General features: G+C 42.0%; 12 protein-coding genes. 7 read left to right on the top strand and 5 right to left on the bottom strand.

Features of this window, described 5'->3' with window-relative positions; all coding sequences use genetic code 11:
• Nucleotides 1-107 precede the first annotated feature (107 nt).
• From Q0R88_RS00060 to Q0R88_RS00050, 3 genes are all read right to left on the bottom strand, one after another.
• Nucleotides 108-2,228, bottom strand: coding sequence for a bifunctional aldolase/short-chain dehydrogenase (locus tag Q0R88_RS00060; protein ID WP_295710950.1), 2,121 nt, complete (start codon nt 2,226-2,228; stop codon nt 108-110).
• A gap of 50 nt (nt 2,229-2,278) precedes the next feature.
• Complete coding sequence (gene rhaT / locus Q0R88_RS00055) at nt 2,279-3,358, bottom strand: L-rhamnose/proton symporter RhaT (protein ID WP_295710948.1); 1,080 nt, start codon at nt 3,356-3,358, stop codon at nt 2,279-2,281.
• 247 nt (nt 3,359-3,605) lie between these two features.
• A complete protein-coding gene (locus tag Q0R88_RS00050) occupies nt 3,606-4,433 on the bottom strand; it encodes an alpha/beta hydrolase (RefSeq protein WP_295710946.1) in 828 nt (275 codons plus the stop codon).
• 248 nt (nt 4,434-4,681) lie between these two features.
• On the opposite strand from Q0R88_RS00050, the gene Q0R88_RS00045 reads away from it, so the two are divergent.
• The 4 genes from Q0R88_RS00045 (at nt 4,682) to Q0R88_RS00030 (ending at nt 8,536) form a co-directional block, all read left to right on the top strand.
• Nucleotides 4,682-5,509 (top strand): N-acetylmuramoyl-L-alanine amidase, encoded by an 828-nt coding sequence (locus Q0R88_RS00045; protein ID WP_295710945.1) that lies wholly within the window; start codon nt 4,682-4,684, stop codon nt 5,507-5,509.
• A 318-nt stretch (nt 5,510-5,827) separates the two neighbouring features.
• Nucleotides 5,828-6,493, top strand: coding sequence for a hypothetical protein (locus Q0R88_RS00040; protein ID WP_295710944.1), 666 nt, complete (start codon nt 5,828-5,830; stop codon nt 6,491-6,493).
• Between the two features lie 162 nt (nt 6,494-6,655).
• Entirely contained in the window at nt 6,656-7,759 is a 1,104-nt protein-coding gene (locus Q0R88_RS00035; protein WP_295710943.1) for a Gfo/Idh/MocA family oxidoreductase, read from the top strand.
• A 201-nt stretch (nt 7,760-7,960) separates the two neighbouring features.
• Nucleotides 7,961-8,536, top strand: coding sequence for a YceI family protein (locus Q0R88_RS00030; protein WP_295710942.1), 576 nt, complete (start codon nt 7,961-7,963; stop codon nt 8,534-8,536).
• Nucleotides 8,537-8,597: 61 nt separating this feature from the next.
• Here the strand turns inward: Q0R88_RS00030 and Q0R88_RS00025 are convergent, their stop codons facing one another.
• Entirely contained in the window at nt 8,598-8,819 is a 222-nt protein-coding gene (locus Q0R88_RS00025; protein ID WP_295710941.1) for a hypothetical protein, read from the bottom strand.
• 210 nt (nt 8,820-9,029) lie between these two features.
• On the bottom strand, nt 9,030-9,422 hold the full coding sequence (locus Q0R88_RS00020) for a hypothetical protein (RefSeq protein ID WP_295710940.1): 393 nt from the start codon (nt 9,420-9,422) through the stop codon (nt 9,030-9,032).
• Nucleotides 9,423-9,537: 115 nt separating this feature from the next.
• Here Q0R88_RS00020 and Q0R88_RS00015 point away from each other — a divergent pair, with 115 nt between their 5' ends.
• The 3 genes from Q0R88_RS00015 to Q0R88_RS00005 all read left to right on the top strand — a co-directional run bounded on the left by Q0R88_RS00015 (nt 9,538) and on the right by Q0R88_RS00005 (nt 14,572).
• Nucleotides 9,538-10,788, top strand: coding sequence for a DUF2130 domain-containing protein (locus tag Q0R88_RS00015; protein WP_295710938.1), 1,251 nt, complete (start codon nt 9,538-9,540; stop codon nt 10,786-10,788).
• Nucleotides 10,789-11,020: 232 nt separating this feature from the next.
• Nucleotides 11,021-13,630, top strand: a complete 2,610-nt coding sequence (gene mutS / locus Q0R88_RS00010) for a DNA mismatch repair protein MutS (protein ID WP_295710936.1) — start codon at nt 11,021-11,023, stop codon at nt 13,628-13,630.
• A gap of 378 nt (nt 13,631-14,008) precedes the next feature.
• The gene (locus tag Q0R88_RS00005) at nt 14,009-14,572 is read left to right on the top strand and encodes a C40 family peptidase (protein ID WP_295710934.1); all 564 of its coding nucleotides are present in this window, start codon (nt 14,009-14,011) and stop codon (nt 14,570-14,572) included.
• The last annotated feature ends 109 nt before the right edge of the window (nt 14,573-14,681 follow it).

Below are 14,681 nucleotides of genomic sequence, written 5' to 3'. Positions count from 1 at the left end.
TTCAGCATGCTGTAGGCCTGTCCTGTGGGATGCCGAAACAAGTTCGGCATGACATTTTGTTATTTAAAGTCCTTTGTCCTTCGTCCGAAAATCCTTCGTCCAAAAATCTATCTCACAAACGCCATCGCTACACCGCCGTCAACATTCAACACGTTGCCGGTTGATTTGTTGAGCAGGCCGCCGGTAAAGGCGAAACAGGCATCCGCAATATCGGCAGGTAAAATGATCTCGTTCAGTAAGGTACGCTTTGCATAGTAAGCAGGCAATTCGGCTACGGTAATACCATAAGCTTTTGCACGACCTTCGGCCCAGCCGCCAGCCCATATATTGCTGTCGCTAATAACAGCATCAGGATTTACCACGTTCACGCGGATACTGTCGGCACCTAACTCAGCAGCATTTAAGCGGCTCAGGTGCAGCTGCGCGGCTTTAGCCGATCCGTAACCGGCATTGTTTGGTCCGCTAACCAGGGCGTTTTTGCTTACTATATTGATAATGTCGCCACCGATAGCTTGTTTTTTCATTACAGCCACGGCTGCCTGTGTAACAAAGAACTGGCCCTTTACCAATACATCATAAAGCAGATCCCAATCTTTATCGGTATGATCGGCAATTGATTTGGAGATGGATAGGCCGGCGTTATTGATCACAATATCAACCCCACCAAAAGCCAGGGCCGCAGTTTCTAAGGCAGCGTTGATCTGTTCGCTGTTGGTAACATCAAGCACCGCGGTGGTGTATGAATCTTTACCGTATTGTTTTTTAAATTCTTCACCGGCGCTGTCTAAGCGTTCGGTATTCATGTCATTTAATATCACTACGGCACCTTCGTCAACAAATTTTTTGGCGATGGCTTTACCTATGCCACCTGCACTGCCTGTTATAAGGGCAATTTTACCGGATAAGGCTTTAGGTTTTGGCATGCGCTGTAATTTGGCTTCTTCCAATAGCCAGTATTCTATATCAAAAGCCTCCTGGCGCGGTAATGAGGTGTACTCTGATATGGCTTCGGCACCCTTCATTACGTTGATAGCATTAGTATAAAACTCGGCAGCAACACGGGCTGTTTGCTTGTCTTTGGAAAAGGAGAACAAGCCAACCCCCGGATACAGGATGATCACCGGGTTGGTATCCCTTATAGCCGGGCTGTTATCATGCTTACAGGTGTTGTAATAATCGGTATACATTTGGCGGTAGGCTTCAAATGCAGGGGCAAGGCGTTCCTGTAATGCTTTCACATCGCTCAGGTCCTCGCCCGGTTCAAGCTCCAATACCAGCGGACTGATCTTGGTGCGCAAAAAGTGATCGGGGCAGCTGGTACCCAATGGTGCCAAACGGCCAAGATCATTGGAGTTAATAAACTCCAGTACCCGCGCATCATCTGTAAAATGACCAATCATATGCTTTTGACTTGAGCAAAAACCACGCAGAATAGGAGCAATGGCTGCAGCTTGCTTTTTACGGCCGGCCTCATCAAGGCTATCAATTTTTTGCCCGCCAAAAACAGGGGCCTTTTTGCCATAGTTTTCTTCCAGGTATTCGGCACAGCGCTCAATTACTTCAAGCGTGTTGATGTAGCTTTCGTAAGCGGTATCGCCCCAGGTAAATAACCCATGCGAACCCAACATAATACCACGGATGCCCGGGTTTTCGTCAAGGCATTGCTTTAATTGCAGGCCCAGCTCGAAACCTGGTTTTTTCCATTCTACCCAGCCAATGGTACCGTTAAAAAGTTCCTGGGTTATCTTTTTACCATCTTTAGCTGCCGCGATAGCTATGGCTGCATCAGGATGCAGGTGATCTATATGTTTAAAAGGTAAGAATCCATGTAGCGGGGTATCGATTGACGGCGCTTTGGAGGCCAGGTCATAAATGCAATGGTTAAATAGCTCCACCATTTCGTCTTCATACGCCACGCCGCGATAAACGTTTTTGAGGCTACGCAGTCGATCTACATAAAGGGCTGCTAAACCGCTTTTTTTAAGGGTGCCTATATCACCGCCCGATCCTTTGATCCACATTACTTCAACATCGCTGCCGGTTAGTGGATCTTTGGACGTTACTTTACAAGAGGTATTGCCTCCACCGTAGTTGGTTAACCTAAGATCGGCACCCAATAAGTTTGATCGGTATATTAATAATGCTACTTCATCACCGGCAAGCTCGGCTGCTTTTGCATCATCCCACAGGTAGCTTACGTGCTTAAATTGTGTTGTTTTAACAGACATATGTTTAATTACTGAATTATTGAGTTAACGATTTATTTTAATATTGATTTTTACTTTAATGAATTGCCATAGCCTACCACAAGTACTGATAATGTAATTACTAAAATGCCGGCTATTACTGTTGCAAAGGCTTTTTTGCTTACGCCCTTCCATTCTTTAAGTACCAGGCCCCACATGTTGGCCACTAAAATAATGAAGGCCATGTGCAATATCCATGAACTGGCGCCATTGCCCATTTTGCTTTCGCCCATGCCGTAAAAAAAGAACTGCAAAAACCAGGTGGTACCCGCCAGTGCCGCAAACAGGTAGTTTTTAAGCAGCGGCGTTTTTTTATCGGTATAATTATCAAACGTTTTATTACGGATGTTTAGCACCATACACCATATAAAATTGGTGGTTAGCCCGCCCCACAGTATAATAATATAGGTAACATTGTTTTGATACAAAAAGTTACCCTGGTTTGGATGCGCGGCCTGCCAAAGGTGGTTAGCGGTATCGGCCATGGTTTTACCGGCCTCAATCCCAAAGTTGAAACAGGCGCTCAGTATGCCCGATACTATGGCAACCAAAATACCCAGCCCAAAGCGGTAATCCTTATTTTCCTGGGCTATAGTTTTATCGGCAGAGAGTTCTTTTTCTTTCATCATACCGGCCTTGCCGCATATAACAATGCCCACTACGCAAAGCAAAATACCTAATAATACCATTTGGCCCCATTGGTTATGCACCATCATGCTAAAGGTATCTTTACCCGCTTTTGGAAAAAAATCATAGTATACTGATGGTATGAGCGCCCCAAATACCGAGCAAAGCCCAAGTATTATGGTACTACCTAATGAAACCCCCAGGTAGCGTACTCCCAAACCATAGGTGAGCCCCCCAATGCCCCAGAGCAAACCCATTAAATAAGTCCACCCGATAACGGATGTGGTGGTATGGGTTAGTATATCTGTAAATCCCGGAATTGTTAACCATGCTGCCAGCGGAGGTACAATAAACCAGGAAAAAATGCCGCCTACTATCCAGTAGCTTTCCCAGGCCCATCCTTTAATTTTTTTGTAGGGGATGTAAAAGCTCCCCGAGGCAAAACCGCCGATAAAATGGAAAATAACTCCAAAAATAATTTGCATACAATAGTTGGTTTTAATTGGTAATGCTAATCTATGGATTATATGATTTGGAACTGTCCTTGTCTGTCATGGATTAGGAAGGTTTGGAGCGTGTGTTGCCGGAGATGAAGCTGCAAAATTCGATAACTTAGTTTTGGGGAAGAAGTTAGGTCGCTTGTTATTTTGCCTTAAAACAAAATAAGGCTATACCCTTAAATGAATAGATTTATTTAAGGGTATAGCCTTAGCCGCTTTTTAATTTCAGTATCTACCTTTTATTAAAAGGCTGTTCAAAAAAATCATCAACCAGCTTATTAAACTCATCCTTATGTTCAACAAGTGTTGGATGCCCAGAGTTGGGTACTATCCACAGGTATGCTTTAGGTATGTTTTGTGATATAATTACGGTGTGCTCGGTTGGGATCACATCATGGTCGCCACCAATAATAAGGGAGGGGCATTGTATTTTCTTTAGCTCCGAAAGTTTGATGTTGGGCTGAAACCAATCGAGCAGGAAAATCTTCCAGTCGTTTTTTTCTTTGGCGGTTTTCCAAGCGGTGTTTTTGTTTTTATTGTACTGTATTTGTTCTTCTTTCCAATATTTGGGCACTATCCCGGTTGAATCGGGCCAGAGATTTGCGCCTGTTGAGGCCAGTTTTATTACCTTTTTAGGATAACGCATGGCCAGTTCAAGCGCATTGATGCCGCCATCGCTCCAACCTATCACATATGCCGAGTCGATGTGCATTACATCAAGTAAACCTGCAAAATCATCAGCCATCATCTCAAAACTCAGGGAATCGCGCGGGTCAACAGATTTTCCGTGCGCGCGGCTGTCAACAGCTATTACTTTATATTTTTTGGAAAAATAGGGAATGTTGTTTTTAAACGCGCTCATCTTATCGCCGTTTCCGTGAATTAGCAGCAGCGGTTTACCGCTGCCATAAGTTTCAGTATATAGTTTTACACCACGTACGTTATAATATTTACCTGCGGCAGCATTATCGCCATAAGGTATTTGCTTTTCCTGGCTACAGCCAATTTGTGCAAATACAATGGATATCAGCAGGGTAAAAAGCAGTTTCTTTAATTGCATAATAACTTATAGTTTGCGGGTTACGTTTAAACAATAAATATAAAATTAAAGGTTCGTAAAAATAGCGTCGCTTTTAGGATTTGCTATTGTTTTTAAAATTTGTAAAACAATGCACACCTAACTTGCTAACTAATACTACCTTTGCGAAATTTAATTAATCATATATTTAAACCTTGTGCGCCAAACAATATCTTAGTTGTACCATTTATAGATAAAATGTTTACAGTACTTATCCTTATATATTATTCATGCCTGCCACTTGCATAAAAAGTACCAATATCCCTGCATTTTTTTGTTTTATACTCTGCTTCTTAGTCGCAAATAGTTCATTTGCGCAGCAGACGGATAATAGCAAACCGCTTGCTGGTCACTTTAAATTCAAAACGTTAATTATTGATGCCGGGCATGGCGGTAAAGATCCTGGCGCTCATGGCGCTTATTCAAAAGAGAAGAATGTGGCGTTAAGCATCGCAAAAAAACTGCGCGACCTGGTGAATGATGAAATGGCTGGTATTAAAATAGTTATGACCCGCAGTACCGACGTTTTTATTGAACTGCATAAACGTACAGATATAGCCAACAGCAATAACGGGAACTTATTTATATCTATCCATTGCAATTCATCCCCGCAAAAAAGAGCTACAGAGCATGGTACTTTATTGTTGGTTTATGGTTTTCACCGCAGCCAGGAACAACGCGAGGCCCTGCGCGAGAACGCGGCCATCTACATAGAAAAGGATTATAAAAATAAGTATAATGGTTATGGCGAAGATAATGTGGTTAACACCATTGTATTGAACGCTTTTCAGCAAAAATACCGCAAGCAGAGTATCCAGTTTGGCGATTTGATAAACCGCGAATTTAAAAAGACCGATGGCCGCCACAGTTATGGTGTAAAAGAGCAGGGTGTGCTGGTGTTGGCACAAAGCGGGATGCCGGCCGTATTGGTAGAGACGGGTTTTATTAATAACCCGGCCGACGAAGATTATCTTAACTCCAACGACGGGCAAAATGCAATTGCGAGGTCTATATTGCGCTCATTGAAGGAGTATCGGGATAACCTGGAGGGGAGATAGGATTGATTAAAGCCTCGTCAATCATTCATATTAACTTCACGTGCCATAATCAAATTATAAGCAGATTATACTTCTCCCGGTATTGACATTTACTTTCAATTATTTTATGAGGTTAATGCCACTTGCGCCCGCTGGCATTAAGCGTATGAAAGCTACCCGGAAATTTAATTTATTGGCTTAAGAAAATCTGATTTAACGCCACTTACCGCCTTATATTATTCCAATTTATCCAAAAAAATATTTATTTAATAATAGTCATTTTGATAAAATATTGAATATTAAAAGCCGTTCCTACTGCTCAACAAACTTACAATCACAATGAAAAAAATCCTGCTTTTAATTCCTGCATTTTTATTGGCTTTTCAAATTTCAAAAGCCCAAACAGAAAAAGGTTCACAAACACTCGGACTCGATTTGGGGTTCAGTCATGCAAGTTCAAATAACTCCTTTATCACCCCCGGAAGTACTGCAGTTTCAAACCTGAACGGCAAACGTACAAGTTTTCTTATTGGTCCTAATTACAGTTATTTTATAGCCGATAAACTGGATATTGGCACAAATTTGTATTATGCTACAGGTAATCAAACCAATGGTAGTAATTTGGTCACAAGACAACATACAACAGAATATAGTGCTAAGGTGTTTTTAAGAAAGTATTTTATGTATAACGATAAAATAGGGATACGTACCGGCCCTTATATTGGTTATGGCAGGAGTAACTATAAGTTTACATATGATGATCCTAACTATGCCGGCAGTAATACTAACAGTAAAACAGATGGTTATATGGCTGGTGTAAACCTTGGTTTGGTATACTACCCATCAAAAAAATTTGGGGTTGCTGCTACATTGGCTAACCTTAACTACAACCATTATAAATCTAAAGATCCAAATGGCCAGCAAAGCGGAAGTGGCGACAGCGTAGATTTTAGGTTAATTTCAAACGACATCGCAATTTCAGTTTTCTACACGTTTGGTAAATAAGCTAATGATAATTTAATAATGAATGGGCAAGATGTTTACTCATTCATTATTAAATATTAAGCTTTTTAAATTCATCAAACAAAATTCCCGATTAACTTGTATTTTTATTGAGTAATAATAACCTATTAAGCTCGCTAACCTAATTCAACTTAATCAATTAAAATGGCTTCAATAAATACATCACGCAGAAATTTTATCCGTAATGCTTCTGTAGGTTTTGGCGCGTTGGCGTTGGGGCCTGCATTGTCACAGTTTGCTATGGCTAAACCCGGCAAAAAACTGGGTATTGCTTTGGTTGGTTTAGGGAGTTACAGCGGTGGGCAACTGGCACCGGCCCTCCAAAAAACAAAGAACTGCTACCTGGCAGGTATTGTTACGGGTACGCCATCAAAGGCAGTGGATTGGGCCAAAAAATATAATATCCCCGAGAAGAACATCTATAACTATCAAAATTTTGATACTATTGCCCAAAATCCGGATATAGATATAGTATATGTAGTGCTGCCGGTATCTATGCATAAAGAATATACCATCAGGGCGGCACAGGCAGGTAAGCATGTTATCTGCGAAAAGCCCATGGCTCTTAATGCAAAAGATTGTGAAGAAATGATAGCCGCCTGTAAAAAGGCTAACCGTTTATTATCTATTGGTTATCGCTTACACTTTGAACCTCATACTATTGAGTTGATGCGGTTGGGCCAAAAGCAAATTTTTGGAAAAGTTACCAGTATTGAAACAGGTAATGGCTTTACCTACAATGGCGACCCTAACGCCTGGCGCTTAAAAAAAGCCCTGGCCGGTGGGGGAGGTTTAATGGATATGGGAATATATTCCATCCAGGGTTCTCGTTATAGCCTGGGGCAGGAACCTTTGGCTGTAAAAGCAACCCAGGAGAAAACCAGGCCCGATTTTTTTAAAGAGGTTGATGAAACCGTTTTTTGGGAACTGAAATTCCCGGGCGGGCAAAAAGTTACCGGGAAATCCAGCTATAACCATGATTGGGGCTACCTGAAGGTACAGGCCGAGCGTGGTAAGTTTCAGCTTGAACCGGCCTACGGGTATGGCGGTATTGACGGCTTTACCAGTAATGGTCCAATGAACTTTCCGCAGATAGTGCAACAAGCGGCCCAAATGGATGATTTCGCCAGCTGTGTAACCCGCAATATACAAAGCCGTGTACCGGGCGAAGAAGGCTTAAAAGATATGAGGGTGGTTGATGCAATTTACCGCAGCCTTGACTCCGGGAAGTGGGAAAATATAGGGTAGGTGTATTGCCGCAATTGAATATTTTGGTTAGCTAACAACCTTAATACTATGAGTTTACTCTATAAATACCCACTAAATTAGTAGTGTTTTGTCATACTATTCTAAAAAAAAGATGTTTAAACATTTATTTATAAATAATTCAAATTCTTTACCTACTTTTGAGCCATAGAAAATAAACAAAGCTTAAAAAAATTTAGAACAATGAAAAAAATCTTCATCCTGTTAGCATCAGCATTTTTGTACACTGCTGCATCGGCACAAACAACCTGGACGGTTGACAAAGCACACTCAAACGTTAAATTTACTGTTACACACTTATTGGTAAATGACGTTGACGGTACTTTTAAAACTTATGATGCTACTATAACTTCAACAAAACCAGATTTTAGCGATGCTAAAGTTTCATTTACTGTACAAACAGCTTCTGTAAGTACTGATAACGATCAACGCGATGGTCACTTGAAATCTGCTGATTTCTTTGACGCAGCAAACAAACCAACGCTTACTTTCACAAGCACAGGTATCTCAAAAACATCTGATAAACATTACAAAGTTACCGGTAACCTTACATTAGCAGGTGTTACCAAACCAGCTGTATTTGATTTATGGTACCGCGGTACAATTCAAAACCCAATGAGCAAAGCAGATGATGCAGGTTTCCAGTTAACTGGTACTATCAAACGTGCTGACTTTAATTTCGGTAGCAAATTTGGTTCAGCTATGTTAAGCGACGAAGTAACTATTAAAGCTAATGGCGAATTTGCTAAAGCTAAATAATTATAACACACATTAACACTGCGGCGCGCTCATGCAAATGGGGGCGCCGTTTGTTTTTAGTTTAATTTTTATTGCGTTGATACTGCACCTTCAATTCCTGTTTTTGTAAATAGTAAATAATTACACTACAAATACCAATTACCGCTACCAGTGCAGCTGCTATAATAACATGTAAAAGCGGTACTTTGTAATTGGGGTTCATTAATGATTCGGTAACGTTGGGAAGGATGAGTGCAATGAGCGGTAAACAGGTAAATAGCCTTAAAAATCCGAGCTTTTTCATAAACATATTAATATTTAGATTTAGGGAAGCCCCACTGCAGATTATTGATCAATAGTATTGATCGTTAGGTTAAATTGGTTTAGTGACGGCTTACGTTTTCAAATATAGCAGATTAAACACAATAAAAAAACAGCCCTGGTTGGGGCTTACTAAGCTTGTATTTTAGCACAAAAATTTTGCTGTTTTGAAGGGAGCAGAAAAAGGTAACCCTTAGTCGGATAGTAATTGCTTTAAAGTATCAAACCAAAGCTGGTTTTTGGTACCAAAAAAACGATGGTCTACAATGAGGTATATAACGTTGATGTTGTCACCTTCTCTGTAGCGTAATCTTAAAGGCTGGCAAAATATTCCATTGTTTTTAACCAATGATCGTTTATATACGTCATCAAACCCCAGGTATATTTGCTCCAGTTTATTAAGTGGAATATTTAAGTAATTATAGCCATCAATAACCAGGCTATTATTGGTCAGTATAATTTCACCCTCACGATGGTGAGGCGGAGGTGTTAAGGAAAAAAGAGATCCGGCCTCGTCAATTAAAGTAAGCGATGAAATTTCATAATCATAGCTCCACATGGCCTTGCCAATTTGTAAAATTTGCATTGATGTAATGTAGAATTAATAATCGACAACTGCAATAGCTGCCGGTGTATTAACGTAAGCATAGTATAAATCCATATATTTGATGTGCGAAAATGTTTTTCGTATTATAATTAGTATGGCTACAGAAGTTAAATGCCCCAGTTGTGGTTTTGGTTTTCCGATAGAGGAGGTGATGGCCGAGGAGTATAAAAAGGAGCTCAGGCTTAAAATGCAGGATTATACCCGCCAAAAGGAGGAAGAGTACCGCAAAAAAGATGAGGAATTTTTAAGTAAGGAACGGCAGCAAAAAGCGGAGTTTGAACAACGCCTTAATACCGAAAAAAAACAATTGGAACTTTCGCTTGAGGAAAATCTGCGCAGATCTATCAGCCAGGATTTCGAAAACCAGCTGCTGATGCTGAAGAACTCGGCACTGGAGAGCGAGGAGAAACTTAAATTATCCCGCCAAAAAGAGCTGGAGTTTTTGCAGCGTGAAAAGCAACTTCAATTAAAGGAAGAAGAGTTGGAGCTATCTGTGCAGCGCCGGTTACAGGAGCAGCGTAACGAACTGAGCGAACAAATACGTAAGCAGGAAGCCGAACGGCACAGTATAAAAGATACCGAATACCAGCTAAAAGTAAAGGAGCTTGAAAAGCAATTAGACGACCAGAAGAAACTGGCCGAGGAAATGAAGCGAAAAGCCGAGCAAGGCTCCATGCAATTGCAGGGTGAGGTACAAGAGTTGATATTAGAGGAGTTGCTGCGCAACTATTTTCCGTTTGATTTGATTAGTGAGGTGGGTAAAGGGGTACGTGGTGCCGATTGTGTACAAACGGTACGTAACCAATTTGGGCAGGAGTGCGGCCGCATTATTTACGAAAGTAAACGCACCGCTACATTTGGCGCCGATTGGATAGATAAGCTTAAAAAGGATATGCGCGGCATTGGGGTTGATGTGGCGGTAATAGTTACTCAATGCTATCCAAAAGGTATGGATTGTTTTGGCGAGAAGGATGGTGTTTGGATATGTAGTTTTGATGAGGTAAAAGCAGTATCCTACATCCTGCGCGATGGGATAATTAAGCTATCAAACCTGGTAAAATCGCAGGATAACAAGGGCGATAAAATGCACCTGCTATATGATTACTTAACCAGTAGTGAGTTTTCTGAACAGTGGAAAGCTATCCGCGAAGGGTACATGAGTATGCGCCTTTCTATCCAGAAGGAACGTGATGCTATGGAAAAAATGTGGAAATCGCGGGAGAAACAACTGGATAAGGTTTTACTGAACGCGGCCCATATTAAAGGGAGCATTGAAGGCATTGCCGGCAGCGATACCATACAGCTTAATTTAACCGATGATGAAGATGCCCTGTTGCTTGAATAAGTGTTAGATTTTCTTTATCTGTGGGCCAGGCGAGGGTAATAAGCTGTATTTTAAGAACTATATTCACAATCTATAAAGTATCATGCTGCAGTTTTTAAAGGAAATCCTTACACCATAACCTGTGCAGGGGATGCCAGCTGCCTGATATCCACAAGAAACCAACTTTTCCACAATGCCCTAAAACCGCAGGCAATGCATTAACTTTACCCGATTAACAAAAGGAGTAAACCGCTTGGCTAAAGATACTACCAAAGAAACCCCCTTAATGCAGCAATATAACGCCATAAAGGTGAAGTACCCCGGTGCTTTGCTGCTGTTTCGCGTGGGTGATTTTTACGAAACATTTGGCGAAGATGCCATTAAGGCTGCCGGCATACTGGGCATTGTACTTACCCGCCGCGGCAATGGTGTGGGCACTCATATTGAGCTGGCAGGTTTTCCGCATCATTCGCTTGATACCTATTTACCCAAGCTGGTACGTGCAGGGCAACGTGTGGCTATCTGTGATCAGCTGGAAGATCCCAAGACTACCAAAACCATTGTTAAACGTGGCGTTACCGAACTGGTGACACCCGGCGTGGCCACCAATGATAATATACTTAACCAAAAGAGTAATAATTACCTGGCATCGCTGCACTTTGAAAAAAATACAATCGGCATTGCCCTTATAGATATTTCAACCGGCGAGTTTCATACGGCACAGGGTAACAGCGATTATATTGATAAGCTGTTGCAAAGTTTTTCGCCCTCAGAAGTGATCTACCCTAAAAGCCGTACCGGTGATTTTAAGGAGAGCTACGGCGATAGATTTTACACCTACGCCCTTGATGAATGGCCTTACAGCGGCGATTACGCTACCGAAACGCTGTTAAAGCACTTCGGCGTAAAATCGCTCAAAGGGTTTGGCATCGATAAGCTTAACCTTGGTATAATAGCGGCAGGGGTGGCCATCCATTACCTCAATGAAACCGAGCACCGTAACCTGCAACATATCTCTGCCATAGGCAGGATTGAAGAAGACAGGTATTTATGGTTGGATAGGTTCAGCGTACGCAACCTGGAGCTGGTAGGCTCTACCAATGATAATGCCCTTACCCTGGTTGATGTACTTGATCATACCTGCTCGCCCATGGGCGCCCGTTTACTGCGCCGCTGGATTGTAATGCCACTTAAGGAGATAAAACCTATCAACGATCGACTTGGTGTGGTGGAGTACATGATTGAACATGAAGAGCTGCGCGAAAATCTGCAAAACAACATTCGCCAGATTGGTGACCTGGAAAGGCTGATCTCCAAGATCGGTCTGCAAAAGGCCAACCCACGTGAGGTTTGTCAGCTTAAAAAAGCGTTGATGGCTATTGGTGTTATCAAGAAGATTGCCGAAACTTCAAAAAGCCAGCCATTACGCGCAATAGGCGAGCAGCTTAATCCCTGCGTGCTCATCTGCGAAAAAATAGAACGCGAACTGCATCCTGAGCCTCCGGTAATGATCGTGAAAGGTTCTGTGATGAACGAGGGTATTAATGAGGAGCTAGACAGGCTGCGAAAGATAGCTTTTGGAGGTAAGGGTTATCTGCTCGAAATTCAGAAACGTGAAGCCGAAGCTACAGGTATCCCCTCGTTAAAAGTATCGTTCAATAACGTATTTGGCTACTATCTGGAGGTTACGCATAGTCATCGTGATAAAGTGCCTGCCGAGTGGATTCGTAAACAAACACTGGTAAATGCCGAGCGTTATATTACACCCGAGCTAAAAGAATACGAAGAACAAATTTTAGGCGCCGAAGAAAAGATCCTGGTGCTGGAAACACGTTTGTATAATGATCTGCTTTATTCACTTGCAGAGTATATTAAACCGATACAACTAAATGCCCAGCTAATAGCCCGCTTGGATGTGCTGCTTAACTTTGCCACCATAGCCATCAAAAACTACTATGTAAAGCCGGAGATGAATGAAAGCCGTGTGCTGGATATCAAAGGCGGACGTCACCCGGTAATAGAAAAAAACCTGCCGCTGGGTGAAAGTTACATTACTAATGATGTATTCCTCGATTCGGAAACACAGCAGATCATCATTATTACAGGCCCCAATATGGCGGGTAAATCGGCCTTGTTAAGGCAAACCGGCTTAATTGTTTTGATGGCTCAGATGGGATGTTTTGTACCCGCTAAATCGGCTTCGATTGGGTTGGTAGATAAGATATTTACAAGGGTAGGAGCATCAGATAACCTTTCATCGGGCGAATCAACCTTTATGGTGGAGATGAACGAAACAGCCAGTATCCTGAATAATATATCAGACCGGAGTTTGATTTTGTTAGATGAGATCGGTCGTGGTACATCTACTTATGATGGTATTTCTATTGCCTGGTCCATTGCCGAATATTTGCATAATCACCCTGCTGCCAAGGCTAAAACATTATTTGCTACCCACTATCATGAATTGAATGAGCTAAGCAATACTTTTCATCGTATCAAGAATTTTAACGTATCGGTAAAAGAGGTTGGGCATCAGATCATATTCCTGCGTAAGCTGGTACCGGGCGGAAGTGAGCACAGCTTCGGAATACACGTAGCTAAATTAGCGGGGATGCCTCAAAAGGTATTGACCCGCGCCAACGAAATATTAAAGAAGCTGGAAAACGAACGCACAGGCGGCGAACATATTAAAGAAAGCATCCGCAAGGTGCAAAAACAAGCCGTACAGATGCAGATGTTCTCTATAGATGACCCGGTACTTGTAAAGATTCGTGATACGCTGAATAATCTTGACGTAAATACGCTTACACCTGTAGAAGCTTTAATGAAGCTGGATGAGATACAAAGGGTGATAAAAAGTTAGAAGTGCTGATAAAAAAGCTTTGTCATCCTGAACGATTTGAAGGATCTATTCTCCACTATGCTTCTTCGCCCTGTGTAGTCTGCGAATAGATCCTTCGTACCTCCCCATGACGTATTGGATTTTGAGGCGTGTGGACCTGTCAGTCTGAGCCTGTCGAAGACTCGCGCGGAGAGGCCTTTGCCCGCTATCCTTCGACAGGCTCAGGATGACAGCCTTTTTTGTTACGTCATTTTCTCCTTCAGAGGCCACCGGATTTTACAATTCAAGATGACAAAAGAGTGGAATTTCATCTGCACATCTGCAAACCTGCACATCCCCATGTGGATATGTTAAAAACATCCTCCTTATTCACTCGGGCTTAAATTCTATTTTTACTGCATGACCAAACATCGCCTCTTTTTATACTGCATCGTTTTGTTTTTTGTACCGGTAATTTTAACTTCCTGTCATTCGAGAAAAGCCGCTATGCGGGGGCAACCGGGCGAAGTTGTTCAGCCTAATGCCGATATCGCATCCAAATACGCTGAGATCATGGGCGTAAGCAAAAGCAATATAGAAAACGGCAGATTATATGCTTTTATTGAGGAGTGGATGGGCACTCCCTATAAATTTGGTGGCCTGGATAAGGATGGAGTAGATTGCTCCGGACTTGCTTTTTTGTTAGAGCAACAGGTGTACGGTATCACTATCCCACGCATGACCAGTAAGCAAATTAATGTTATTAAGCGCAAATATGAAGAAGAATTGAAAGAGGGCGACCTTGTTTTCTTTGATTTTGATGGCAAGCAATTTAGCCATGTAGGTGTTTATCTTCAAAACGGATATGTAGTTCATGCAAGCTCAAGGCGTGGGGTTATTATTGTAAAACTCAGGGATCCTTCTCTATACAAATATTTTTCCAGGGCGGGCTCTATTGATGAAGTGAGCGTGTCGACAAATTAGTGAAAGGTGAAAGGTGAAAGGTGAAAGGTGAAAGGTGAAAGGTGAAAGGTGAAAGGTGAAAGGTGAAAGGTGAAAGGTGAAAGGTGAAAGGTGAAAGGTGAAAGGTGAA

This window comes from Mucilaginibacter sp. (assembly GCF_025362475.1).
Taxonomy (GTDB): Bacteria; Bacteroidota; Bacteroidia; order Sphingobacteriales; family Sphingobacteriaceae; genus Mucilaginibacter.
This window is presented reverse-complemented; position numbering and strand designations above follow the sequence as displayed.

Coding starts and splice junctions, on each gene's coding strand:
- Q0R88_RS00060 (WP_295710950.1), bottom strand. CDS start 2,228: ATGTCTGTTAAAACAACACAATTTAAGCACGTAAGCTACCTGTGGGAT.
- rhaT (WP_295710948.1), bottom strand. CDS start 3,358: ATGCAAATTATTTTTGGAGTTATTTTCCATTTTATCGGCGGTTTTGCC.
- Q0R88_RS00050 (WP_295710946.1), bottom strand. CDS start 4,433: ATGCAATTAAAGAAACTGCTTTTTACCCTGCTGATATCCATTGTATTT.
- Q0R88_RS00045 (WP_295710945.1), top strand. CDS start 4,682: ATGCCTGCCACTTGCATAAAAAGTACCAATATCCCTGCATTTTTTTGT.
- Q0R88_RS00040 (WP_295710944.1), top strand. CDS start 5,828: ATGAAAAAAATCCTGCTTTTAATTCCTGCATTTTTATTGGCTTTTCAA.
- Q0R88_RS00035 (WP_295710943.1), top strand. CDS start 6,656: ATGGCTTCAATAAATACATCACGCAGAAATTTTATCCGTAATGCTTCT.
- Q0R88_RS00030 (WP_295710942.1), top strand. CDS start 7,961: ATGAAAAAAATCTTCATCCTGTTAGCATCAGCATTTTTGTACACTGCT.
- Q0R88_RS00025 (WP_295710941.1), bottom strand. CDS start 8,819: ATGAAAAAGCTCGGATTTTTAAGGCTATTTACCTGTTTACCGCTCATT.
- Q0R88_RS00020 (WP_295710940.1), bottom strand. CDS start 9,422: ATGCAAATTTTACAAATTGGCAAGGCCATGTGGAGCTATGATTATGAA.
- Q0R88_RS00015 (WP_295710938.1), top strand. CDS start 9,538: ATGGCTACAGAAGTTAAATGCCCCAGTTGTGGTTTTGGTTTTCCGATA.
- Q0R88_RS00005 (WP_295710934.1), top strand. CDS start 14,009: ATGACCAAACATCGCCTCTTTTTATACTGCATCGTTTTGTTTTTTGTA.